25 protein-coding genes are annotated in these 21,336 nt (G+C 64.1%); 13 read left to right on the top strand and 12 right to left on the bottom strand.

What is annotated here, in order from left to right:
• The first annotated feature begins 331 nt into the window (after positions 1-331).
• A complete protein-coding gene (locus ACQ4OD_RS19715; protein ID WP_430944788.1) occupies positions 332-643 on the top strand; it encodes a hypothetical protein in 312 nt (103 codons plus the stop codon).
• 116 nt (positions 644-759) lie between these two features.
• Here the strand turns inward: ACQ4OD_RS19715 and ACQ4OD_RS19710 are convergent, their stop codons facing one another.
• On the bottom strand, positions 760-1,737 hold the full coding sequence (locus ACQ4OD_RS19710; RefSeq protein WP_430944787.1) for an NADPH:quinone reductase: 978 nt from the start codon (positions 1,735-1,737) through the stop codon (positions 760-762).
• 132 nt (positions 1,738-1,869) lie between these two features.
• Between ACQ4OD_RS19710 and hemF the strand changes: the two genes are divergently transcribed.
• Positions 1,870-2,781: an oxygen-dependent coproporphyrinogen oxidase gene (gene hemF / locus ACQ4OD_RS19705; RefSeq protein WP_430944786.1), complete on the top strand. Its 912-nt coding sequence runs from the start codon at positions 1,870-1,872 to the stop codon at positions 2,779-2,781.
• A gap of 25 nt (positions 2,782-2,806) precedes the next feature.
• Complete coding sequence (aroE, locus tag ACQ4OD_RS19700; protein WP_139674672.1) at positions 2,807-3,631, top strand: shikimate dehydrogenase; 825 nt, start codon at positions 2,807-2,809, stop codon at positions 3,629-3,631.
• A gap of 44 nt (positions 3,632-3,675) precedes the next feature.
• Here aroE and ACQ4OD_RS19695 read toward each other — a convergent pair whose 3' ends face one another.
• The 3 genes from ACQ4OD_RS19695 to betC all read right to left on the bottom strand — a co-directional run bounded on the left by ACQ4OD_RS19695 (position 3,676) and on the right by betC (position 7,842).
• On the bottom strand, positions 3,676-5,241 hold the full coding sequence (locus tag ACQ4OD_RS19695; protein WP_430944785.1) for a SulP family inorganic anion transporter: 1,566 nt from the start codon (positions 5,239-5,241) through the stop codon (positions 3,676-3,678).
• A 145-nt stretch (positions 5,242-5,386) separates the two neighbouring features.
• Entirely contained in the window at positions 5,387-6,310 is a 924-nt protein-coding gene (gene choX, locus ACQ4OD_RS19690) for a choline ABC transporter substrate-binding protein (protein WP_430944784.1), read from the bottom strand.
• 14 nt (positions 6,311-6,324) lie between these two features.
• On the bottom strand, positions 6,325-7,842 hold the full coding sequence (betC, locus tag ACQ4OD_RS19685) for a choline-sulfatase (RefSeq protein ID WP_198754073.1): 1,518 nt from the start codon (positions 7,840-7,842) through the stop codon (positions 6,325-6,327).
• A 109-nt stretch (positions 7,843-7,951) separates the two neighbouring features.
• Between betC and ACQ4OD_RS19680 the strand changes: the two genes are divergently transcribed.
• Positions 7,952-8,848 (top strand): choline sulfate utilization transcriptional regulator, encoded by an 897-nt coding sequence (locus ACQ4OD_RS19680; protein WP_102682983.1) that lies wholly within the window; start codon positions 7,952-7,954, stop codon positions 8,846-8,848.
• A 51-nt stretch (positions 8,849-8,899) separates the two neighbouring features.
• Positions 8,900-9,232, top strand: a complete 333-nt coding sequence (locus tag ACQ4OD_RS19675; protein ID WP_011531491.1) for a DOPA 4,5-dioxygenase family protein — start codon at positions 8,900-8,902, stop codon at positions 9,230-9,232.
• Positions 9,233-9,306: 74 nt separating this feature from the next.
• Here ACQ4OD_RS19675 and trpA read toward each other — a convergent pair whose 3' ends face one another.
• Positions 9,307-10,116, bottom strand: a complete 810-nt coding sequence (gene trpA, locus ACQ4OD_RS19670; protein WP_430944783.1) for a tryptophan synthase subunit alpha — start codon at positions 10,114-10,116, stop codon at positions 9,307-9,309.
• Positions 10,113-11,330 (bottom strand): tryptophan synthase subunit beta, encoded by a 1,218-nt coding sequence (gene trpB / locus ACQ4OD_RS19665; protein WP_139674661.1) that lies wholly within the window; start codon positions 11,328-11,330, stop codon positions 10,113-10,115. The genes trpA and trpB overlap by 4 nt, the downstream gene beginning before the upstream one ends.
• 111 nt (positions 11,331-11,441) lie before the next feature.
• Here trpB and ACQ4OD_RS19660 point away from each other — a divergent pair, with 111 nt between their 5' ends.
• Positions 11,442-12,338 carry a LysR family transcriptional regulator gene (locus ACQ4OD_RS19660; RefSeq protein WP_102682986.1) on the top strand — a complete coding sequence of 299 codons (897 nt, stop codon included), beginning with the start codon at positions 11,442-11,444 and terminating at the stop codon, positions 12,336-12,338.
• On the opposite strand, the gene ACQ4OD_RS19655 is transcribed toward ACQ4OD_RS19660, so the two are convergent.
• The gene (locus ACQ4OD_RS19655; protein WP_023632598.1) at positions 12,335-12,658 is read right to left on the bottom strand and encodes a DUF883 family protein; all 324 of its coding nucleotides are present in this window, start codon (positions 12,656-12,658) and stop codon (positions 12,335-12,337) included. The genes ACQ4OD_RS19660 and ACQ4OD_RS19655 overlap by 4 nt on opposite strands.
• Positions 12,659-12,808: 150 nt before the next feature.
• Here ACQ4OD_RS19655 and ACQ4OD_RS19650 point away from each other — a divergent pair, with 150 nt between their 5' ends.
• The gene (locus ACQ4OD_RS19650; protein ID WP_102682987.1) at positions 12,809-13,024 is read left to right on the top strand and encodes a dodecin; all 216 of its coding nucleotides are present in this window, start codon (positions 12,809-12,811) and stop codon (positions 13,022-13,024) included.
• A 108-nt stretch (positions 13,025-13,132) separates the two neighbouring features.
• A complete protein-coding gene (locus tag ACQ4OD_RS19645; RefSeq protein WP_102682988.1) occupies positions 13,133-13,354 on the top strand; it encodes a DUF1161 domain-containing protein in 222 nt (73 codons plus the stop codon).
• A 79-nt stretch (positions 13,355-13,433) separates the two neighbouring features.
• Here ACQ4OD_RS19645 and ACQ4OD_RS19640 read toward each other — a convergent pair whose 3' ends face one another.
• Complete coding sequence (locus ACQ4OD_RS19640) at positions 13,434-14,438, bottom strand: LLM class flavin-dependent oxidoreductase (protein ID WP_102682989.1); 1,005 nt, start codon at positions 14,436-14,438, stop codon at positions 13,434-13,436.
• 153 nt (positions 14,439-14,591) lie between these two features.
• Here ACQ4OD_RS19640 and ACQ4OD_RS19635 point away from each other — a divergent pair, with 153 nt between their 5' ends.
• Together ACQ4OD_RS19635 and ACQ4OD_RS19630 are read left to right on the top strand one after the other, a co-directional pair.
• Positions 14,592-15,017 (top strand): OsmC family protein, encoded by a 426-nt coding sequence (locus tag ACQ4OD_RS19635; RefSeq protein WP_139674653.1) that lies wholly within the window; start codon positions 14,592-14,594, stop codon positions 15,015-15,017.
• 75 nt (positions 15,018-15,092) lie between these two features.
• Positions 15,093-15,326: a DUF1161 domain-containing protein gene (locus ACQ4OD_RS19630; RefSeq protein WP_430944782.1), complete on the top strand. Its 234-nt coding sequence runs from the start codon at positions 15,093-15,095 to the stop codon at positions 15,324-15,326.
• Between the two features lie 132 nt (positions 15,327-15,458).
• Here the strand turns inward: ACQ4OD_RS19630 and ACQ4OD_RS19625 are convergent, their stop codons facing one another.
• Together ACQ4OD_RS19625 and ACQ4OD_RS19620 are read right to left on the bottom strand one after the other, a co-directional pair.
• On the bottom strand, positions 15,459-15,872 hold the full coding sequence (locus ACQ4OD_RS19625; protein WP_139674650.1) for a DUF2057 domain-containing protein: 414 nt from the start codon (positions 15,870-15,872) through the stop codon (positions 15,459-15,461).
• 55 nt (positions 15,873-15,927) lie between these two features.
• Positions 15,928-16,341 carry a hypothetical protein gene (locus ACQ4OD_RS19620; RefSeq protein ID WP_023628734.1) on the bottom strand — a complete coding sequence of 138 codons (414 nt, stop codon included), beginning with the start codon at positions 16,339-16,341 and terminating at the stop codon, positions 15,928-15,930.
• A gap of 88 nt (positions 16,342-16,429) precedes the next feature.
• On the opposite strand from ACQ4OD_RS19620, the gene ACQ4OD_RS19615 reads away from it, so the two are divergent.
• Positions 16,430-17,548 carry an aminopeptidase gene (locus ACQ4OD_RS19615; protein ID WP_139674647.1) on the top strand — a complete coding sequence of 373 codons (1,119 nt, stop codon included), beginning with the start codon at positions 16,430-16,432 and terminating at the stop codon, positions 17,546-17,548.
• A gap of 7 nt (positions 17,549-17,555) precedes the next feature.
• Here the strand turns inward: ACQ4OD_RS19615 and ACQ4OD_RS19610 are convergent, their stop codons facing one another.
• Positions 17,556-18,203, bottom strand: coding sequence for an HAD family hydrolase (locus tag ACQ4OD_RS19610; protein ID WP_102683049.1), 648 nt, complete (start codon positions 18,201-18,203; stop codon positions 17,556-17,558).
• A gap of 20 nt (positions 18,204-18,223) precedes the next feature.
• The gene (locus tag ACQ4OD_RS19605; protein WP_102682994.1) at positions 18,224-18,772 is read right to left on the bottom strand and encodes a gamma carbonic anhydrase family protein; all 549 of its coding nucleotides are present in this window, start codon (positions 18,770-18,772) and stop codon (positions 18,224-18,226) included.
• 102 nt (positions 18,773-18,874) lie between these two features.
• Between ACQ4OD_RS19605 and prlC the strand changes: the two genes are divergently transcribed.
• Positions 18,875-20,926, top strand: a complete 2,052-nt coding sequence (prlC, locus tag ACQ4OD_RS19600; RefSeq protein ID WP_046853599.1) for an oligopeptidase A — start codon at positions 18,875-18,877, stop codon at positions 20,924-20,926.
• On the top strand, positions 20,923-21,204 hold the full coding sequence (locus ACQ4OD_RS19595; RefSeq protein WP_102682995.1) for a YheV family putative zinc ribbon protein: 282 nt from the start codon (positions 20,923-20,925) through the stop codon (positions 21,202-21,204). Before prlC ends, ACQ4OD_RS19595 begins: the two co-directional genes overlap by 4 nt.
• The last annotated feature ends 132 nt before the right edge of the window (positions 21,205-21,336 follow it).

The following is a 21,336-nucleotide window of genomic DNA, read 5'->3' as shown; positions in this document are numbered from 1 at the left end:
CACAGGGGCGGTGCTAGCTTCAGCATTTTCTGATCTTGATCTCCAAGGCTGCCTATCTCGAATTCAGGGAATTATCCTACGCAGTCTGTCGACTGCCATTACCTTCTCAGTGGGAACGCTTGCCTCTAGGCTCCAGACCGTCGCCGAATAACTTGGCGATCGGGTGTGGTAGCCCGGGTATTCGATTCCCCATGTCAGTCCATGGCGGCTGTGCGTGGGAGGCTTTCGAGCCTGCCTGGTTTGGGAATCGCCCGGGTCTACCACCTCGCGTACAGTCGCCACCCAATTCGCGTGGTAGCGGGGCCGGTGGTTTTTTAAGGAGCGAATTCCCATGACTAGAAAGCTTGTTCCCGATCCACCACTCCCAAATACCACAACCCACCCCTTCGGCCGCTGCGACGCCGGCCACCCTCCACTCTTCACCGTAAACCCCAATATCGAAGCCCACGACGCCCTGGTGCACGTAGCGCTTTACCTGCGCTGCGCCTACGACACTGGCATCAAGGCACTCGACCACCTGCGCGACGAGGGGCGTGGTATGTACTGGTCGAGCCTGCATTCGCTGGAAATGGCGGAGGGGTTGGTGGAGGCGATGCTTGAGGGCATTGAGTCAGCGTCTATAGCCGAAAGGCCCGCTGGCTGAACTGACGCCATCGCCGGCAAGCCGGCTCCCACAGGTACAGCGTCATCCAGGAGGTTTGCGCGGTCCCTGTGGGAGCTGGCTTGCCAGCGAATGGGCCGCAGAGCGGCCCCAGGATTTCAAGGCAGCAGAACAGTCGAGCCCACCGTCCGCCGCGCCGACAACTCACTCTGCGCCTTGGCCGCCTCACTCAACGGATACCGCTGCTGGATATCCACCACCAACTTGCCACTGGCGATCATCGCGAACAGGTCATCGGCCATGGCCTGAGTATTCTCGGCATTGTTGGCATAGCTCCCCAGTGTCGGTCGGGTCACATACAGTGAGCCCTTCTGCGACAGGATCCCCAGGTTCACCCCGCTCACCGCCCCCGACGCATTGCCGAAACTCACCATCAACCCTCGCGGCCTGAGGCAATCAAGCGAGGTCAGCCAGGTATCGGCGCCTACGCCGTCATACACCACCGCGCACTTTTGACCGTCGGTCAGCTCCAGCACGCGTTTAGCCACATCTTCGTGGCTGTAGTCGATGGTCGCCCAGGCCCCGAGTGCCTTGGCCCGCTCGGCTTTCTGGGGAGAGCTGACAGTACCAATCAGCTTCGCCCCCAGTGCCTTGGCCCACTGACAAGCCAGCGATCCGACGCCACCGGCAGCAGCATGGAACAGCACGAAATCCCCCGGCTGCACCGCATAGGTCTGCTTGAGCAGGTACTGCGTGGTCAGCCCCTTGAGCATCACCGCCGCCGCCTGCTCGAAGCTGATCGCATCCGGCAGCTTGACCAGGTTGGCCTCCGGCAGCGTATGCACCTCGCTGTAGGCCCCCAGCGGCCCACCGGCATAAGCCACGCGGTCGCCGAGCTTGATCCGGCTTACGCCCTCGCCCACCGCCTCGACCACCCCTGCCGCTTCGGTACCCAACCCGGAAGGCAGCGACGGCGGCGCATACAGCCCGCCTCGGAAATAGGTGTCGATGAAGTTCAGGCCGATCGCATGGTTGCGCACGCGCACTTGCTGCGGGCCGGGCGGGGCTGGGTCGAACTCCACCAACTGCAACACTTCCGGGCCGCCATGCTGGCTGAACTGGATACGCTTGGCCATCACACACTCCTGTCATTGGGGCTGCAAAGGCCTTCTATCGGACGCCTTTGCTTGATCGCCGTCAACTGCGGCGCGGGGTTTGCCGGTGGTATGCTACGCGGCGAATTTTCCCCGCTCCTTCCAGGTGACCCGATGACCAGCCGCACCGAGGCCGTGAAAGCCTACCTGCTCGACCTGCAAGACCGCATCTGCACTGCCCTCGAGAACGAAGACGGCGGCGCCCGCTTCGTCGAGGATGCCTGGGTGCGCGATGCCGGCGGCGGCGGTCGCACGCGGGTGATCGGCGACGGCAAGGTGATCGAGAAAGGCGGCGTGAACTTCTCCCACGTGTTCGGCAGCGGCTTGCCGCCTTCGGCCAGTGCCCACCGCCCGGAGCTGGCGGGCCGTGGTTTCGAGGCGCTGGGCGTGTCGCTGGTGATCCATCCGCACAACCCGCATGTGCCGACTTCCCACGCCAACGTGCGGTTCTTCATCGCCGAAAAAGAGGGCGAAGAGGCGGTGTGGTGGTTCGGCGGCGGCTTCGACCTGACCCCCTACTACGGCAATGAAGAAGACTGCGTGCACTGGCACCGCGTGGCCGAACAGGCCTGCGCGCCGTTCGGCGCCGACGTGTACCCGCGTTACAAGGCCTGGTGCGACCGCTACTTCCACCTCAAGCACCGTGGCGAGCCACGGGGTATCGGCGGCCTGTTCTTCGATGACCTGAACGAGTGGGACTTCGACACCTGCTTCGCCTTCATCCGCGCCATTGGTGACGCCTATGTCGAGGCCTACCTGCCGATCATTCAGCGCCGCAAGGGCACCCCCTACACGGCCAAGCAGCGCGAATTCCAGGAGTACCGTCGTGGTCGCTATGTCGAGTTCAACCTGGTCTACGACCGTGGCACCTTGTTCGGCCTGCAGTCCGGTGGCCGCACCGAATCGATCCTGATGTCGCTGCCACCGCAAGTGCGCTGGGGCTACGATTGGAAAGCCGAACCAGGCAGCGAAGAAGCGCGCCTGACCGAGTACTTCCTGCAAGACCGCGACTGGCTCGCCCAGTAAGCCTGTGGAAACCCGAGGATCCCCCATGGACCAGTACGTTGTTTTCGGTAACCCCATCGGCCACAGCAAATCGCCGTTGATCCACCGCCTGTTCGCCGACCAGACCGGCGAGGACCTGGAGTACGCCACCCTGCTGGCGCCGCTGGACGAATTCAGCGACTGCGCCCGTGGCTTCTTCAAGCAAGGCAGCGGCGCCAACGTTACCGTACCGTTCAAGGAAGAGGCCTACCGCCTGTGCGACAGTCTCACCCCACGCGCCAAGCGTGCCGGCGCGGTGAACACCTTGAGCAAGCTGGCCGACGGCACCTTGCAAGGCGACAACACCGACGGTGCTGGGCTGGTGCGTGACCTCACCGTCAACGCCGGGGTCGAGCTGGCCGGCAAGCGCATCCTCATCCTCGGTGCCGGTGGCGCGGTGCGCGGCGTGCTGGAGCCGATCCTGGCGCACAAGCCGCAATCGCTGGTGATTGCCAACCGCACGGTGGAGAAAGCCGAGCAGTTGGCCCGTGAGTTCGATGAGCTGGGGCCGGTGGTGGCCAGCGGTTTTGCCTGGTTGCAGGAGCCGGTGGACGTGATCATCAACGCCACTTCGGCGAGCTTGTCCGGCGAGCTGCCGCCGATTGCCGACAGCCTGGTCGAGGCGGGGCGTACCGTTTGCTACGACATGATGTATGGCAAGGAGCCGACGCCGTTCTGCCAGTGGGCCAGCAAGCTGGGTGCGGCCAAGGTACTGGATGGGCTGGGGATGCTGGCGGAGCAGGCCGCCGAGGCGTTCTTCATCTGGCGTGGGGTTCGGCCTGAGACCGGGCCAGTGCTGGATGAGCTGCGCCGGCAGTTGGCCCGCGGCTGAATTCGAGATTTTGGGGCCGCTTTGCGGCCCCAGGATTTCAAAGCTCATTCCTCAAATCGAATGGGACACAGTTCAACCCCCTCCAGCTTCTGCAACTCCTCCATCACCTGCGGCCTTGCCCGCTGCAACGTCAGGCTTCCGCCACTGCGCATCAACCGCCGCGCCTCGCGGTGCAACATATCCACACCCGAGTAATCGATGAAGTTCACCTGTCGCGCATCGATCACCACGTGTGGTCCCTGGCAGCGCTGCAAGCGCACCTGCAGGTAGTGCGCCGCGCCGAAGAAGATCGACCCCCCCACCCGCAACACATCCGCCTCTCCTTCCCGGCTCTGCTGCACCCGTGGCCGCGACGTGCGCTTGAGGTAGAAGAACAGCGACGCCAGCACCCCGGCATAGATCGCCGTCTGCAACTCCAGCAGCAGCGTCGCGGCGGCGGTCAACAGCATGACCAGGAACTCCGAGCGGCTGACCCGAAACAGCGCGCGAATGCCGCGATGGTCCACCAGCCCCCAGCAGATCAGCAGGATGCTCCCCGCCATCGCCGGGATCGGCAGGTGGGCGATTAGCCCGGCGCCAGTCACCGCGAACAGCGCCACCCACAGCGCCGAGAACACCCCGGCCAGTGGCGACCGCGCACCTGCGTCGTAACTGAGGCCCGAGCGTGTGAAGGAACCTGCAGACAGATAACCAGAGAAAAATGCGCCGCCGATATTCGACAGGCCCTGTGCGCGGATTTCCTGGTCAGGGTCGATCAGTTGCTCCGAACGTGCCGACAACGAGCGGGCAATCGACAGGCTGGTGACCAGCCCCAGCATGCCTACCGCCACGGCGCTTGGCAGCAGGCGCAGCATCAGCTCCACATCCAGCAGAGGCAGCGGGCTGAAGGGCGGGAGCTGCCCGATGAACGCAGCCACCCTGGGCACATGGCCGAAAACGCCGGGTAATAGCCAGGCCACCAGGCTGACCAGCAGCAGGCTTATCAACAGGCTTGGCCAGCGCGGGCGCCAAAGTTTCAACGCGATACCGAACACCAGTGTGGCCAGGCCCAGGGCCAGCGATGGCAGATCCACTTCGCCCATGTGCCCAGCCAGGTCCTGCACGGTCTTCAACGCCGTGGCCTGGCTCGGCAGATCCATCCCCAGCAGGTTCGGTAACTGCCCAAGGGCGATGACGATGGCGGCGCCGAGGGTAAAGCCCAGCACTACCGAGTGGGAAACGAAATTGACCAGCGCACCGAAGCGCAACAGCCCCAGCAGCAACTGGAAGATGCCGCCGAGGAAGGTCAGCAGCAGTACCAGGGTCACATAGTCGGCGCTGCCGGCCACGGCCAGGGGGCTGATGCTGGCGTAGAGGACGATGGAGATGGCGGCCGTGGGCCCGCAGATCAGGTGCCAGGACGAGCCCCACAGGCAGGCGATCAGCACTGGGACGATGGCGGCGTACAGGCCGTACTCGGCGGGCAGGCCGGCGATCAGGGCGTAGGCGATGGACTGCGGCAGGGCGAGGATGGCGCCGCTCAGGCCCACCAGCAGGTCCTGGCGCAGGCTGCGGCCCGATTGACGGGGCAGCCAGGTGAGGAAGGGCAGCAGGTGGGTCAGGCGGGGCATGGGGCAACTCGCTTAGGATCCGATCTTGTGTTGGCCTTGCTGGCCTCATCGCCGGCAAGCCGGCTCCCACAGTGATACCACAAGCCTCAAGACTGTCGCTGGGAGCTGACTTGCCAGCGATGAGGCCGGAACTGGCTGCAAGGCTCTAGAGTCTGCCTGTTACGGCCTCTTGGGCGCTGCCACCGGCTTTTGTGGTCACTCCAGCCAACCACCCTTCCAGCACCTGCGGATGGGCCTTCACCCAACTCCTGGCCGCCTCATCGAAGCTCACCTTCTTGTCCACAACCTCGGCCATGATGCTGTTCTCCATCTCCAGCGAGAACTTCAAGTTCCCCAGCAGCTTCGCCGCATTCGGGCAGGCTTGTGGATAACCTTTGCGGGTCAGGGTGTAGACATCGCCCTTGCTGCCGAACCATTTCTCCCCGCCCGTGAGGTAATGCATCTTAAGCTTCACGTTCATCGGATGCGGAGTCCAGCCAAGGAAGGTGATGAACTGCTGCTTCTTCACTGCCCGGTCCACTTGAGCGAGCATCGCCTGCTCGCTGGACTCGACCAGTTTCCACTGACCCAGGTCGAACTCATTCTTGTCGATGATCTCTTTCAGCGACAGGTTGGCCGGCGCGCCGGAGCCGATGCCGTAGAGCTTCTTGTCGAACTGCGCAGCGTGCTTTTGCAGGTCGGCGAAGTCCTTCACGCCCGCGTTCCATACGTAATCGGGCACCGCCAGGGTGAACTCGGTGCCTTCCAGGTTCTTCGCCAGCTGCTGCACATCGCCATTGGCGATGAACTTGTCATGGAAGCCCTGTTGCGCCGGCATCCAGTTGCCGAAGAAGGCATCCACCCGGCCATCCTTCAGGCCGCCGTAGATGATCGGCACGGCCAGGCTGTCGATCTTCACCTGGTAGCCCAGGCTTTCCAGGAGTAGGCGGGCGATGGCGTTGGTGCTGGCGATATCGCTCCAGCCGGGGTCGGCCATCTTCACGGTGCTGCATTGCGCGTCGCTGTCGGCGGCATGTGCCGTGCCCAGGCTCAGGGCCAGGGTGAGCACGGCGGTGGAGAACTTCTGCATGGCGGCCTCTCTTCTCAATCCAGGGGTGCGGGCTGTGGATAACGTGCCTTGCGCTCGAGGTCGTCGAGATCGATATGGTTGCGCATGTACTGTTGGCTGGCGTCCACCAACGGTTGGTGGTCCCAGCTTTCCAGCTTGCCGATGGCCAGTGCCTCGGCCACCAGGCGGCGGCGCCGTTGGCTGGCCAGCACCTGCTGGCGCAGGGCCGGGATATCCCAGCGCTGCCTGGCTTCATCGGCAAATGCCTGCAGCAGCGCCTGGTGGTCCGGGCTGCCGGTGAGGTTCTCCCGCTCGTGCGGGTCGCGGCTCAGGTCGTAGAGTAGCCATGGGTCGTCTTCGCTGTACACGAACTTGTAGGGGCCGCGGCGGATCATCATCAGCGGGCCGACCGTGCCTTCGGCCATGTACTCGCCGATCACTTCGTCATGCCCGCCCTGCCCTTGCAGGTGGCCGAGCAGCGAGCGGCCATCCAGGTGCAGGTGGTTATCCACAGCGCCGCCCGCCAGTTCGACCAGGGTTGGCAGCAGATCGCAGGTGGACACACTGGCGCCGATTCGCGCCGGTGCGAAGTGCTTGGGCGCATGGATCAACAGCGGCACCCGCGCCGCCATCTCGAACCAGTGCATCTTGTACCAGAGCCCGCGCTCGCCAAGCATGTCGCCGTGATCGCCCGAGAACACGATCAGGGTGTCGTCGGCCAGGCCGCACTCCTCGAGGGTCCGCAGCAGCTTGCCGATGTTGTCGTCGATGTAGCTGCAGGCGCCGAAGTAGGCGCGGCGGGCGTCGCGGATCTTGTCCACGGGCAGCGGCTTGTTCCACAGGTCGTAGACCTTGAGCAGGCGTTGCGAGTGTGGGTCCTGCTGATCCTGTGCGATTTCGTCGCGCGGCAGCGGGATATCCACAGCCTCGTACATATCCCAGTAGTGTCTGGGGATAGTGTAGGGGTCGTGCGGATGGGTCATGGAAACGGTCAGGCAGAACGGCCGGCCATCATCCTCGCGTACATGGTCGTAAAGGTACTGACGCGCCTTGAACACCACCTCCTCGTCGAAATCCAGCTGGTTGGTACGCACGCACGGCCCGGCTTGCAACACCGAGGACATGTTGTGGTACCAGCTCGGGCGGCCGTCAGGGGCGTCCCAGTTCACCGCCCAACCATAGTCGGCCGGGTAGATATCGCTGGTCAGGCGTTCTTCATAACCATGCAACTGGTCCGGCCCGCAGAAGTGCATCTTGCCTGACAGCGCGGTGCGGTAGCCAAGGCGGCGCAGGTAGTGAGCGTAGGTCGGGATGTCGGCAGGAAAGTCGGCGGCGTTGTCGTACGCGCCGATGCGGCTGGGCAACTGGCCGCTGACCAAGGTGAAGCGCGACGGCGCGCAAAGCGGGCTGTTGCAGTAGGCACTGTCGAACACCACGGCCTGCTCGGCGAGGCGGGCCAGGTGGGGCATCTTGATCGGCGATGGGTTGTAGATGGGCAGCAAAGGCGCGGCCATCTGATCGGCCATGATGAACAGGATGTTGGGTCGCTTCATGGGTGCCTTCCATCGTTGAGGGTTATGGGTATCACTTGCAATCCAGCATGCGGCTGTGGATAACAGGGGTAAAGCCCATGCCGGGCAATGACTGGGATTAGCCAAGCTTATGTTCGAGCACCTTGCCGACCTGCCCCTCGACACCTTGCGAGTGTTCGAGGCCGCCGCCCGCCTGCGCAGCTTTACCGCTGCCGCCGTGGAGCTGGGCACCACCCAGCCGGCGGTGAGCCAGCAGATGAAGCGCCTGGAGGCGCAGCTGGGCACGCGGTTGTTCGACCGGATCTACCGGGGCATCGAGCTGACCGAGGCGGGGTTGCTGTTGTTCGAGCAGGTGCACCAGGGCTTGCAGGTGATGGACGATGGCGTTGCCCAAGCCAGTGGGCGCGGTCAGCGCGAGGTGCTGCAGGTGGCGACCGACTTCGCCTTTGCGGCGTTCTGGCTGATGCCACGCTTGCAGCGTTTCCACGAGGCTTATCCACAGGTGGACGTGAGCCTGGTGACCGGCGAGCGCAGCCAGGCGATGCTGCGCCCGGACATCGATGTGGCGGTGCTGTTTGGTAATGGACGCTTCCATCAGGGCGAGAGCCGCTGGCTGTTCGATGAGGAAGTTTTCCCGGTGTGCAGCCCTCGGCTGATTCATGGCAAACCCTTGTCAGCCGTTGCTTTGCAGCGATTGCCATTGCTGCATCTGAAGGGTGAGCAGGCCAGTCGCTGGTTCGATTGGGCCGGGGTTTTCCGCGGTCTTGGTGTGGACAGCCCTCCTCCGTCCGGTCAGCTGCGGTTCGACAACTACACCCTGCTGATTCAGGCCGCAATTGCCGGCCAGGGCGTGGCGATCGGCTGGGCGCACCTGGTGGACGGGCTGGTCGAGCAGGGGCTGCTGTGTCGGCCGCTGGAAGGCAGCTTGCGCTCGAAGCGGGGGTATTACGTGGTACTGCCGCCACGCAAGCGGCGTGGGGCGTTGATCGAGCGGTTTGTGGATTGGCTGGAGCAGGAGCGCCTGTAATGAGATGGCGTAGACTCCAAGATATTCGCACTACTGCAATCAGGAGCCACCGTGCAAAGGATCAAGGGCTATCACGCCCACGTGTACTACGACGCATCGACCATGGAACAGGCCCGTGAACTATGCGAGGAGGCGACGCGGCTGTTCCCCGTGACCATGGGCCGCATGCACCAGAAACCGGTCGGGCCGCACCCGGACTGGAGCTGCCAGCTGGCGTTCGGGCCGGAGGTGGTGGGGGTGGTACTGCCGTGGCTGGCGCTGTATCGCAAGGGGCTGGTGGTGTTCCTGCACCCGGAAACCGGGGATGAACTGGCGGATCACCGCGATCATGCGATCTGGATGGGGGCGATCAGGCCGCTGGACCTGTCGATTTTCGAAGGCTAGTTGCTTGGGCCGGCAAGCTCCCACGGGTCGTGTGGGAGCCGGCTTGCCGGCGATCGAGGGCGAAGCCCTCGCGCTTAGTTGCGTGCCGCGCGCACACCTTCAGCCAGCGCCGAGCACAGGCTCAGCACATCATTCACAGCCTGGTCGGCACCCTTGGCCTGGGCGATCTTGTCGACCAGCGCCGAGCCTACCACCACGCCATCGGCCAGGCGGGCGATAGCCGCAGCCTGCTCCGGTGTACGAATGCCGAAACCAACGCTGATCGGCAGGTCGGTATGCCGACGCAGGCGCGCAATGGCCTCGGTCACATGCTCGGTGGTCGCCGAGCCCGCACCGGTCACGCCGGCCACCGACACGTAGTAGACGAACCCGGAACTGCGCTCCAGCACGCGTGGCAGGCGCGTGTCGTCGGTGGTCGGGGTGGTCAGGCGGATGAAGTCGATGCCGGCGGCCTGGGCCGGGGTAGCCAGCTCGGCGTCGTGCTCCGGCGGCAGGTCGACGATGATCAGGCCATCGACACCAGCTTCCTTGGCTTGGGCGACGAACTGCTCCACGCCGAAGCGATGGATCGGGTTGTAGTAACCCATCAGCACGATCGGGGTGGTTTGGTTCTCCACACGGAATTCACGCACCATTTTCAGGGTCTTGGCCAGGGTCTGGCCAGCTTCCAGGGCGCGCAGGGTGGCGAGCTGGATGGCCACGCCGTCGGCCATCGGGTCGGTGAACGGCATGCCCAGCTCGATCACGTCGGCACCGGCGGCCGGCAGGCCCTTGAGGATTTGCAGCGAGGCATCGTAGCCGGGGTCGCCAGCGGTAACGAAGGTGACCAGTGCCGAGCGGCCTTCGGCCTTGAGATCGGCGAAGCGTTGTTCGAGACGGCTCATGCCTGTTTCTCCTGGGCGGCCATATGGTTCATCACGGTTTGCATGTCCTTGTCGCCGCGACCGGACAGGCAGATCACCATCAGGTGGTCCTTGGGCAGCGTCGGCGCGCGCTTGATCGCCTCGGCCAGGGCGTGGGAGCTTTCCAGCGCCGGGATGATGCCTTCCAGGCGGCAGGTGGCGTGGAAGGCGTCCAGGGCTTCCTCGTCGGTGATGCTGACGTACTCCACGCGCTTCACTTCGTGCAGGTAAGCATGCTCCGGTCCGATGCCGGGGTAGTCCAAGCCTGCAGAGATCGAGTGGGCGTCGGTGATCTGACCGTCGTCGTCCTGCAGCAGGTAAGTGCGGTTGCCATGCAGCACACCCGGCACGCCGCCGTTGAGGCTGGCCGCGTGCTTGTCGGTGTGCACGCCGTGGCCGCCGGCTTCGACGCCGATGATCTTGACGCTCGGCTCTTCGAGGAACTCGTGGAACAGGCCCATGGCGTTGGAGCCGCCGCCGACGCAGGCGATCAGGCTGTCGGGCAGGCGTCCTTCCTTCTCTTGCAACTGCGCGCGGGTCTCTTTGCCGATGATCGACTGGAAGTCGCGGACCATCGCCGGGTACGGGTGGGGACCCGCCACGGTGCCGATCAGGTAGAAGGTGTCTTCGACGTTGGTGACCCAGTCGCGCAGGGCCTCGTTCATCGCGTCCTTGAGCGTGCCGGTGCCGGCGGTGACCGGGACGATCTCGGCGCCCAGCAGCTTCATGCGGAACACGTTGGCCTGCTGGCGCTCGATGTCGGTGGCGCCCATGTAGATCACGCAGGGCAGGCCGAAGCGCGCGGCGACGGTGGCGGTGGCCACGCCGTGCATGCCGGCGCCGGTTTCGGCGATCAGGCGTTTCTTGCCCATGCGCTTGGCCAGCAGCACCTGGCCGATGCAGTTGTTCACCTTGTGCGCGCCGGTGTGGTTGAGTTCTTCACGCTTGAAGAAGATCTTGGCGCCGCCGCAGTGCTCGGTCAGGCGCTCGGCGAAGTACAGCGGGTTGGGCCGGCCGATGTAGTCGCGTTGGAAGTAGGCCAGCTCTTCAAGGAACTTGGGATCGGCCTTGGCGGCTTCGTATTCGCGGGCAAGGTCGAGCACCAGCGGCATCAGGGTTTCGGCCACGTAGCGGCCGCCGAACGAGCCGAACAGGCCGTTGGCGTCGGGGCCGGGGCGGTATTGGGTCTGGGTCATGGGGCGCTCCGTAGGCGAAGTAGAGATTCGATGAGCTTTACTCTAACCACGACGTGGCCGGCTGAAAACCGATAAGATTGCGCAAACCTGTCAGGAAAACTCACAAGTAAGATGGCTCAGGACCTTCCTCCCCTCAATGCGTTGCGGGCCTTCGAGGCGACAGCCCGGCTGAACAGTGTCAGCCAGGCAGCAGAAGCGCTTCATGTAACCCATGGCGCGGTCAGCCGGCAGATCAAGGTGCTTGAGGAGCATCTGGGGGTAGCCTTGTTCGTCAAGGACGGGCGTGGCGTCAAACTCACAGATGCCGGTGTGCGTCTGCGCGATGCCAGCTTCGAGGCCTTCGACCGGCTGCGCGGGGTCTGCGCCGAGCTTTCCCGCGCTGCCGACGAAGCGCCGTTCGTGCTCGGTTGTTCCGGCAGCTTGCTGGCGCGTTGGTTCATCCCCCGCCTGGGGCGCCTGAAAGCCGACCTGCCGGAGCTGCGCCTGCACCTGTCAGCGGGCGAAGGTGACCTTGATCCGCGACGCCCGGGGCTGGACGCACTGCTGGTTTACGCAGAGCCACCGTGGCCGGCGGACATGCAGGTGCATGTGCTCGCCGAAGAGCGCATCGGCCCGGTGATGAGCCCGCGCTTTGACGCTTTCGATCGTTTGAAAGCCTTGCCAGCCGTGGCTTTGCAGCATGTTGCCGTACTCCATACGACCTCGCGGCCGCAGGCTTGGCCTACCTGGGCGCGACAGCATGGGCTGGCGCCCGAGGCGCTGAGCTACGGGCAAGCCTTCGAGCATCTCTACTACTTGCTGGAAGCAGCGGTAGCCGGGCTGGGTGTGGCCATCGCCCCGCAACCGCTGGTGGCGGACGACTTGAAGGCTGGGCGGTTGGCCGCGCCATGGGGCTTTTCCCCCACCAATGCGGCACTGGCCTTGTGGGTACCCCGGCGCGCCGCGGACGGGCGCGCCGAGCAACTGGCGCAATGGCTGCGCCAGGAGCTGCAGCGACAGACGGGTTAGTTGCGGCGGCACATCAGGTAGGCGGCCAGCAGGCCCAGGGCGCCCACCGCGACACCTGCGGTGGTCCAGGGGTGTTCCTGGGCGTAGTCGCGGGTGGCTACACCGGTTTCGCGGGTGCGGGTCTTCACTTCCTCATAGGCATCGCTGAGCAGGCTGCGTGAGTGCTTGAGGGCGCTTTCGGCGTTGCCGCGCAGCGTCTTCATGGTCTTCTGCGTTTCTTCCGACGCATCGTGCTTGAGGCCTTCCAGAGTCTTGAGGAGGCTTTCGATCTCGGCTTCCATGCTTTCCAGTGAGGTTTTGCGCAACGCATTGCGTGCCATGTCGACTCTCCTTGCTGAGTGGGGATGTACAGGTTGCGACTGCGCAGCTGGGTGAAAGTGCGATCGAACTTTCCCCTGCGGCGATCGCTCGCAGGTAAACCGGGCCTGTGCTGCTAGGCTCAAGCCACTACCCACTCAAGGAGAGCGCTCATGTCGGATCATCACACCTACAAGAAGATCGAGCTGGTCGGGTCCTCGCCCACCAGCATCGAAGAAGCGATCAACAATGCCCTGGCCGAGGCCGGCAAGAGCATCAAGCACCTGGAATGGTTCGAAGTGATCGATACCCGCGGACATATCCGTGACAACCAGGCCGCGCATTTCCAGGTGACGCTGAAGGTTGGGTTCCGCATCGCCAACAGCTGAAACCAAGCTGGGCTAGGCTTGCCCGGCGTGTTGAGGTATCAAGGTTAAGGTTGCAGGGCGCGTGCTTCGCGCCCTTTTTGTCTTTGATCTGTACAAGGAAAGCGATCGATGAAGAAATTGATTCTGGCCGTGGGCCTGATGGTGTTGGCTGGCGGCGCGATGGCGGCGGGCAAGCCGTGCGAGGAACTCAAGGCTGAGATTGCGGCGAAGCTGGATGCCAAGGGTGTGAAGGGCTACAAGCTTACGATCGCACCCAAAGGTGATCCTGCCGACAAGGTGGTGGGTACCTGCGAGGGCGGTACCAAGGTCATCGCCTACAGCCGTGATTAGTAGCTGTACCGCGGGACAAGGCCGCTACCCACAAAGGCTCTGCTAGTCCTGTGGGAGTGGGCTTGCCCCGCGATTGATTTCACTCGTCCTTGAGCGCCTGCGCCATCAGCTCATAGGACTTGATACGGTCGGTGTGCTCATACAGGTCACTGGTAAAGATCAGCTCGTCCGCCCCTGTCTGCTCCAGCAATACCTCGACCTTCGCCCGCACCTTCTGCGGGCTGCCGATCATCGCCAGGCCCAGGAAGCTGCTCACCGCATCACGTTCATGGGGCAGCCAAAGACCATTCATGCTCTCGACGGGCGGGCGCTGCATCAGGCTCTGGCCACGGATCAGCGCAAGGATGCGCTGGTACACCGAGGTGGCCAGGTATTCGGCCTTTTCGTCGGTTTCAGCCACCACCATCGGAATGCCCAGCATCACGTAAGGCTTGTCCAGCGTCGTCGACGGTTTGAAATGGTCGCGATAGATGCGGATCGCCTCGTGCATGTAGCGCGGCGCAAAATGCGAAGCAAAGGCGTAGGGCATGCCGCGCATGCCGGCGAGCTGGGCACTGAACAGGCTGGAGCCGAGCAGCCACATGGGTACCTCGGTGTCGTGGCCGGGCACGGCGATGACTTTCTGGTCGTCGGTGCGCGGGCCCAGGTAGCGCGACAGTTCCTCGACATCGTCCGGAAAGTCGTCGGCGCTGCCGGAGCGCTCGCGGCGCAAGGCGCGGGCGGTCATCTGGTCGGAACCGGGCGCGCGGCCCAGGCCCAGGTCGATGCGGCCTGGGTACAGGCTGGCGAGGGTGCCGAACTGTTCGGCGATCACCAGCGGTGCGTGGTTAGGCAGCATCACCCCACCAGAGCCGATGCGGATGGTCGAGGTACCACCGGCGAGGTAACCGATCAGCACGGCGGTGGCCGAGCTGGCGATACCGTCCATGTTGTGATGCTCGGCGACCCAGAAGCGGTTGTAGCCGAAACGCTCGACGTGTTGCGCCAGGTCGAGCGAATTGCGCAGCGATTGCGCCGGACTGCCGTCGGCGCGCACGGGCACCAGGTCGAGGGTGGAAATCTTCAGGTCTCGCAGGTGCGTCATTGGAGCCTCCGCTACAGGTGGTTGGCCATGGGCCTTCTCGTCTCTGTATGGGCATATTCGCTGGATTCAATGCCTTCTTACAGATTGATCTGAACTTGGCGTGGGCCTGGTCCTCAGAACCTTAGACACCCCAACCCTGTGACAGGAGGCAGCATGAAGAAGACAGCATCGGCGGTCTGGCAAGGTGGCCTGAAGGACGGCAAGGGCCAGATCTCCACTGAAAGCGGCGCGCTCAAGCAAGCGCCCTACGGCTTCAACACCCGCTTCGAAGGCACGCCCGGGACCAACCCGGAGGAGCTGATCGGCGCTGCCCATGCTGGCTGCTTCTCAATGGCGTTGTCGATGATGTTGGGCGAGGCGGGATTCACGCCTGAACGAATTGACACTCACGCCGAGGTGAGCCTGGACAAGCAGACCGATGGCTTTGCCATCACCGCCGTTCACCTGACCCTCAAGGCCACCGTGCCTGGGGCCAGCGAGGCGCAGTTCCAGGAGATCGCCAACAAGGCCAAGGCCGGCTGCCCGGTATCCAAGGTGCTGAACGCGACCATCAGCCTGGATGCCACCCTGCTTTCCTAGGCGGCGCAACGGCGGCGGTTTCCTGTAGTCTAACCAGCGTTGGCAGCTCGTCTGCCCTGCCTCAGGAGCCGTTCCATGATCCGCGTAGTATTTGGTGTGCTGGTTTCCCTGCTGGCCACCGCCGCACTGGCCGCGCCCAAGCCGTGCGAGGAACTGAAGGCCGAGATCGAAGCGAAGATCCAGGCGCGCGGGGTGACGTCCTACACGCTGGAGATAGTGCCCAACAGCGAAGTCCATGACCGGAGCATGGTCGTGGGAAGTTGTGAGGGTGGAACCAAGAAGATCATTTATCAAAAGAATGATCGGTAACACACGGGCCGCGTTGCGGCCCATCGCCGGCAAGCCGGCTCCCACATGGATTGCGTCATTCTCCAGGTCGGCGCCATGACTGTGGGAGCCGGCTTGCCGGCGAAAGGGCTGCGCAGCAGCCCCGTGGTTCGATCAAGGAATACAGGTGACGTTGCTCGGCTCGTTCACGACCACCTTGCGGCTGGCGTCGTACAACAGCACCTGCGGCTGCATCGCCGGAGCCCGGGCCTCCAGGCGGTAACGCTCGCCCGCCTTGAAATCGTTGTAGCGCACGGTCAGGTAGCAGGTCCGCTCGGTCGGGTCGGTACTGAAGCCACCGGCGTAGATCTCGTAGTCGAAACGCACCACCAGTTCGTGCCGGCCCGGCGTCACCTGAAAGTAGCGGCCATCGTCCAGGCGCTTGCCGTCCAGGCGGTCGGCCATGAGGGTGCGACCGGGGGTGATGGTGTACATGTCGATCCAGGCCTTGCCGGGGTCGGCGGGGGGCAAGGGGCTGGCGCAAGCCCCCAAAGCACTGAGGGTCATCAGCATCATGGGCTGGCGCATGGTGAAACTCCCGCTCGCGGTTCACAGGCTACAAGCATAGCGCCGTTCGCGGTGTTCAGGTGCGCTGGCAGCCTGCCGGTTCGCCCTGGCCGATCAGCTTCTGGCGCTGGTCGTAGAGTTTGATCCACGGCCGGAAGCCGATGCTGCCGGCTTGCATCTGGTAGCGCTGGCCGGCAGTGAAGTCCTTGAAGGTGAGGTTGAGCTGGCAGTCGCGCCACAGCGGCTCCTCCACCGGGCCGATGTTGCTGGGCGTCACGGCGAACTGGTAGCGCACGGTCAGTTCATGGTTGCCGGGTTGTACCTCGAAATAGCGGCTGTCGGCCCAGTCGCGCTCATCCACTTGCAGGGCGTGCAGCGAATCGTTGTCACCCGGTGCCAGGTCTACCCAGGCCTGATTCGGGTCCGGGTCGGGCAAGGTGGAACACCCGGACAACAGCACGAGCGTGCCGACGGCAAACAGTGTACGCATGGCAAAGCTTCCCCTTGGCGAGATAGTCTTGGTCGCATTCGGCCGACGAGCGAGATAGACAGCCTCGATGTTTGGACTTTTTCTTTTCATGCGCTGCAGCCGTCGGGCTCTCGACCGCGTTTTCACCCGGTTTGTTCCCGTGACGCTGGCTGTCCTGCTGAGCGGTTGCTCCAGCGTGAGCTATTACGGTCAGCTGGCCGAAGGGCAATGGCAGCTGTTGCGGGCACGCCAGCCGCTGGATCGGGTGATTGCAGACCCTGCCACCAGCCCGGCCTTGCGTCAGCGCCTGCTGTTCGCCGAAAAAGCCCGGGCGTTCGCCAGCACGCAACTGAAGTTGCCGGACAACGGCAGTTATCGGGTGTATGCCGATCTCGGCCGGCCATACGTGGTGTGGAACGTGTTCGCCACCCCGGAGCTGTCATTGCAGCCGGTGACCCATTGTTTCCCCATCGCCGGTTGCGTGGCCTATCGTGGCTACTACCGCCAGGGTGCCGCCCGCGGAGCGGCGGCGCTGATGCGCCAGGAGGGGCTGGATGTCTATGTCGGGGGCGTGGAGGCCTACTCCACCCTGGGCTGGTTCGACGACCCGATTCTTTCGACCATGACCGGCTGGGGCGAGGAGCGCCTGGCCACGGTGATTTTCCATGAGCTGGCGCATCAGCGCTTCTACGTTCCGGACGATACCGAGTTCAACGAATCGTTCGCATCGTTCGTCGAGCAGGAAGGCACCCGGCAATGGCGCGCGGCGCGCGGGTTGGCGGCGGTCGAGGAGCATGGCGCCGGGCAACGCGACGCCTTCATACGTCTGGTGCTGGCCAGCCGCGAGCGCCTGCAGGCGATCTATGCCGGGCCGCTGGATGCGGCGGGCAAGCGGACGGCCAAGCAGGCGGAGTTCGAACGGTTGCGGCGCGAATACCGAGAGGTGCGGGATCGGGATTGGGCGGGGGATCGGCGTTTCGATGCCTGGATGTACGGGCCGATGAACAATGCGAAGTTGTTGCCGTTTGGCCTGTATGACCAGTGGGTGCCGGCTTTTTCGCAGTTGTTCAAAGAGGTTGGTGGGGATTGGCAGCGGTTTTATGAGCGGGTGGAGGCGCTTGGGCGGTTGCCGATCGAACAGCGCAAATTGGCGTTGGCCGCGCTGGCCTCATCGCGGGGCAAGCCCGCTCCCACGACAGCTCGTGGGGGCGGGCCTGATCTGCGATAAAGCTTGATTAGCGCACGAATGCCTGGTGCAGCTCGGCCAGCGTCTCGAAGTGGAACGCCGGCGCCTCGGCCTCCAGTTCCTCACGGCTGCCGAATCCGTATCCCACCGCCACCGCCTGCAAACCGTTGCTGCGCGCACCGATCAGGTCATGCTTGCGATCCCCGATCATCAAGGTCTGCGTCGGATCCAGCCCCTCCTCGTCCAGCAGGTGGCGAATCAGCTCCACCTTGTTGGTCCGCGTGCCATCGAGCTCGCTGCCGTAGATCACCTTGAAGTGATGGTCGAAGGCGAAATGCCGGGCGATTTCGCGGGCGAACTCCCAGGGTTTGGAGGTGGCGATGTACAGGGTGCGGCCCTGGCCATTGAGCGCTTGCAGCAACTCGGGCACGCCGTCGAACACTAGATTCTCGTAAAGCCCGGTTACCTTGAAGCGCTCCCGGTAGTAGTTCACCGCGTCCCAGGCCTTGGCCTCGTCGAAGGCATAGAACTGCATGAACGCCTGCAGCAAGGGCGGGCCGATGAAGTGCTCGAGGCGAGCAAGGTCCGGCTCATCGATGCCCAGCTTGGCCAGGGCGTACTGGATCGAGCGGGTGATGCCCAGGCGCGGGTCGGTCAGGGTGCCGTCGAGGTCGAAGAGGATGTTTTGCTGGTGCATGGTGTTCTCTGCAGTCGAATTCATTCCGGGCGGTCGTAGCCTTCGGCCAGGTGCTGGTCCTTGAGCTTGACGTAGTTGCCGGCGCTGTAGGGGAAGAACGCGTGTTCCTGCTCGCTCAGCAGGCGCACCTGCTTCACCGGGCTGCCCATGTACAGGTAGCCGCTGACCAGGCGTTTGCCGGGTGGCACCAGGCTGCCGGCGCCGATGATCACTTCGTCTTCGACGATGGCGCCGTCCATGATGGTGCTGCCCATGCCGACCAGGATGCGATTGCCCAGGGTACAGCCATGCAGCATGACTTTGTGACCGATGGTCACCTCGTCGCCTATGATCAGTGGGTAGCCATCGGGGTTGAAGGGCCCGGCGTGGGTGATGTGCAGCACGCTGCCGTCCTGCACGCTGGTGCGCGCGCCGATACGGATGCGGTGCATGTCGCCGCGCACCACGGTCAACGGCCAGATCGAGCTGTCCTCGCCGATCTCGACGTCGCCGATGACCACCGCCGAACGGTCGACGAAGGCCCGTGGTCCCACTTTCGGCGTGTGTTCCCGAAACGTGCGGATGGCCATGATAGTGTTCCTCTGCAATGCCGATAGGCAGGCTGCCTGCTGCGGTCGGCGTCGATTGTAATTAAGATGGTCCCGTGTTTCTCCTGCCAAGGTACCCGAACCGTGAGTGCGAACAACCCGCTGCTGCAGTCCCATGATCTGCCGCCCTTCTCGGCGATTCGCGCCGAGCATGTGCTGCCGGCGATCGAGCAGATCCTCGCCGACAACCGCAAGGCCATCGCCGAGATCCTCGAAAAGCAGGGCAAGAACCCGACCTGGGCCGGCCTGGTGCTGGCGATGGACGAACTCAACGATCGCCTGGGCGCCGCCTGGAGCCCGGTCAGCCACCTCAACGCGGTGTGCAACAGCCAGGAACTGCGCGAGGCCTACGAGTCGTGCCTGCCGGCCCTGAGCGCCTATTCCACCGAACTGGGCCAGAACCGTGCCCTGTTCGAAGCGTATGAAGCCCTGGCCGCCAGCCCTGAAGCCGCCAGCTTCGACGTGGCGCAGAAGACCATCATCGACCACGCCTTGCGCGATTTCCGCCTGTCGGGCATCGACTTGCCGGCCGACAAGCAGCAGCGCTACGCCGAGGTGCAGAGCAAGCTCAGCGAACTGGGTAGCCGCTTCTCCAACCAGCTGCTCGACGCCACCCAGGCCTGGACCAAGCACGTCACCGACGAAGCCGCGCTGGCCGGCCTGACCGACTCGGCCAAGGCGCAGATGGCCGCCGCAGCGCAGGCCAAGGGCCTGGACGGCTGGCTGATCACCCTGGAGTTCCCCAGCTACTACGCAGTGATGACCTACGCCAGCGACCGCGCCCTGCGCGAAGAGCTGTATGCCGCTTACTGCACCCGTGCCTCCGACCAGGGCCCGAATGCCGGCCAGTTCGACAACGGCCCGGTGATGGAAGAGATCCTCGACCTGCGCCAGGAACTGGCCGGGCTGCTGGGTTACAAGAACTTCGCCGAGCTGAGCCTGGCCACCAAGATGGCCGAATCCAGCGACCAGGTGCTGAGTTTCCTGCGTGACCTGGCCAAGCGTTCCAAGCCATTTGCCGCCCAGGACCTGGAGCAGCTCAAGGCCTATGCGGCCGAGCAAGGCACCCCCGAGCTGGCCAGCTGGGACGCCGGGTACTTCGGCGAGAAGCTGCGCGAGCAGCGCTACAGCGTGTCCCAGGAAGCGCTGCGCGCCTACTTCCCGATCGACAAGGTGCTGTCCGGCCTGTTCGTTATCGTGCAGCGCCTGTACGGTATCGAGATCAATGAGCTCAAGGGCTTCGATAGCTGGCACCCGGACGTGCGCCTGTTCGAGATCAAGGAAAACGGCCAGCACGTCGGCCGCTTCTTCTTCGACCTCTATGCCCGCGCCAACAAGCGTGGCGGTGCCTGGATGGATGGCGCCCGCGACCATCGCCGCACCGCCAATGGCAGCCTGCAGAGCCCGGTGGCCAACCTGGTGTGCAACTTCACCCCCGCCACGCCCGGCAAGCCCGCGCTGCTTACCCACGACGAAGTCACCACCCTGTTCCACGAGTTCGGGCACGGCCTGCACCACCTGCTGACCCGTATCGAGCATGCCGGTGTGTCCGGCATCAACGGCGTGGCCTGGGACGCGGTGGAGCTGCCGAGCCAGTTCATGGAGAACTGGTGCTGGGAGCCCGAGGGCCTGGCGCTGATCTCCGGCCACTACGAGACCGGTGAGGCATTGCCCCAGGACCTGCTGGACAAGATGCTCGCGGCGAAGAACTTCCAGTCCGGCATGATGATGGTGCGCCAGCTGGAGTTCTCGCTGTTCGACTTCGAGCTGCACGCCACCCATGGCGACGGCCGCAGCGTGCTGCAGGTGCTCGAGGGCGTGCGTGACGAGGTCTCGGTGATGCGTCCGCCGGCCTACAACCGCTTCCCCAACAGCTTCGCGCACATCTTCGCCGGCGGTTATGCGGCGGGTTACTACAGCTACAAGTGGGCTGAAGTGCTGTCGGCCGACGCCTTCTCGCGCTTTGAGGAAGAAGGTGTGCTCAACGCCGAGACCGGCCGCGCTTTCCGCGAAGCCATCCTGGCCCGTGGCGGTTCCCGCGAGCCGATGGTGCTGTTCGTCGACTTCCGTGGCCGCGAGCCTTCCATCGATGCATTGTTGCGCCACAGCGGCCTCACCGAGGACGCGGCGGCATGAGTGAGGTAGCCGTGAGCAAGAGCAAGCGACGCTTCATCGCCGGGGCGGTTTGCCCGGCGTGCAGCGAGATGGACAAGCTGATGATGTGGAACGAGGACGGTGTGCCGCACCGTGAGTGCGTGGCCTGTGGGTTCACTGACACCCTGAACGAACAAGGCCTGTCGGTACCCAGCGAGCTCGGCACCCGGGTCAATCACCTGGCGCCGAAAGCGCCGCCGGCCAAGGTGCAGACCGTGCAGTTCTTCCCCAATCCGAAGCTGAAGAAGCCGCAGGATTGAAGGTAAAGCGCTGGGCAAGCGCGCTTCCACGCACGCACAGCGTGGGAGCGGGCTTGCTCCGCGATAATCGGCTGTAGCCATCCCGTTGGTCTCGGATTACTGTATGAATGAACAGTAATCCGAGTTGTCATC

Source organism: Pseudomonas sp. WC1 (genome assembly GCF_050586565.1).
Classification (GTDB): domain Bacteria; phylum Pseudomonadota; class Gammaproteobacteria; order Pseudomonadales; family Pseudomonadaceae; genus Aquipseudomonas.
This window is presented reverse-complemented; position numbering and strand designations above follow the sequence as displayed.

Excerpts from the sequence above, each read along its gene's own strand:
- ACQ4OD_RS19715 (WP_430944788.1), top strand. The coding sequence starts at position 332 with ATGACTAGAAAGCTTGTTCCCGATCCACCACTCCCAAATACCACAACC.
- ACQ4OD_RS19710 (WP_430944787.1), bottom strand. The coding sequence starts at position 1,737 with ATGGCCAAGCGTATCCAGTTCAGCCAGCATGGCGGCCCGGAAGTGTTG.
- hemF (WP_430944786.1), top strand. The coding sequence starts at position 1,870 with ATGACCAGCCGCACCGAGGCCGTGAAAGCCTACCTGCTCGACCTGCAA.
- aroE (WP_139674672.1), top strand. The coding sequence starts at position 2,807 with ATGGACCAGTACGTTGTTTTCGGTAACCCCATCGGCCACAGCAAATCG.
- ACQ4OD_RS19695 (WP_430944785.1), bottom strand. The coding sequence starts at position 5,241 with ATGCCCCGCCTGACCCACCTGCTGCCCTTCCTCACCTGGCTGCCCCGT.
- choX (WP_430944784.1), bottom strand. The coding sequence starts at position 6,310 with ATGCAGAAGTTCTCCACCGCCGTGCTCACCCTGGCCCTGAGCCTGGGC.
- betC (WP_198754073.1), bottom strand. The coding sequence starts at position 7,842 with ATGAAGCGACCCAACATCCTGTTCATCATGGCCGATCAGATGGCCGCG.
- ACQ4OD_RS19680 (WP_102682983.1), top strand. The coding sequence starts at position 7,952 with ATGTTCGAGCACCTTGCCGACCTGCCCCTCGACACCTTGCGAGTGTTC.
- trpA (WP_430944783.1), bottom strand. The coding sequence starts at position 10,116 with ATGAGCCGTCTCGAACAACGCTTCGCCGATCTCAAGGCCGAAGGCCGC.
- trpB (WP_139674661.1), bottom strand. The coding sequence starts at position 11,330 with ATGACCCAGACCCAATACCGCCCCGGCCCCGACGCCAACGGCCTGTTC.
- ACQ4OD_RS19660 (WP_102682986.1), top strand. The coding sequence starts at position 11,442 with ATGGCTCAGGACCTTCCTCCCCTCAATGCGTTGCGGGCCTTCGAGGCG.
- ACQ4OD_RS19655 (WP_023632598.1), bottom strand. The coding sequence starts at position 12,658 with ATGGCACGCAATGCGTTGCGCAAAACCTCACTGGAAAGCATGGAAGCC.
- ACQ4OD_RS19650 (WP_102682987.1), top strand. The coding sequence starts at position 12,809 with ATGTCGGATCATCACACCTACAAGAAGATCGAGCTGGTCGGGTCCTCG.
- ACQ4OD_RS19645 (WP_102682988.1), top strand. The coding sequence starts at position 13,133 with ATGAAGAAATTGATTCTGGCCGTGGGCCTGATGGTGTTGGCTGGCGGC.
- ACQ4OD_RS19640 (WP_102682989.1), bottom strand. The coding sequence starts at position 14,438 with ATGACGCACCTGCGAGACCTGAAGATTTCCACCCTCGACCTGGTGCCC.
- ACQ4OD_RS19635 (WP_139674653.1), top strand. The coding sequence starts at position 14,592 with ATGAAGAAGACAGCATCGGCGGTCTGGCAAGGTGGCCTGAAGGACGGC.
- ACQ4OD_RS19630 (WP_430944782.1), top strand. The coding sequence starts at position 15,093 with ATGATCCGCGTAGTATTTGGTGTGCTGGTTTCCCTGCTGGCCACCGCC.
- ACQ4OD_RS19625 (WP_139674650.1), bottom strand. The coding sequence starts at position 15,872 with ATGCGCCAGCCCATGATGCTGATGACCCTCAGTGCTTTGGGGGCTTGC.
- ACQ4OD_RS19620 (WP_023628734.1), bottom strand. The coding sequence starts at position 16,341 with ATGCGTACACTGTTTGCCGTCGGCACGCTCGTGCTGTTGTCCGGGTGT.
- ACQ4OD_RS19615 (WP_139674647.1), top strand. The coding sequence starts at position 16,430 with ATGCGCTGCAGCCGTCGGGCTCTCGACCGCGTTTTCACCCGGTTTGTT.
- ACQ4OD_RS19610 (WP_102683049.1), bottom strand. The coding sequence starts at position 18,203 with ATGCACCAGCAAAACATCCTCTTCGACCTCGACGGCACCCTGACCGAC.
- ACQ4OD_RS19605 (WP_102682994.1), bottom strand. The coding sequence starts at position 18,772 with ATGGCCATCCGCACGTTTCGGGAACACACGCCGAAAGTGGGACCACGG.
- ACQ4OD_RS19595 (WP_102682995.1), top strand. The coding sequence starts at position 20,923 with ATGAGTGAGGTAGCCGTGAGCAAGAGCAAGCGACGCTTCATCGCCGGG.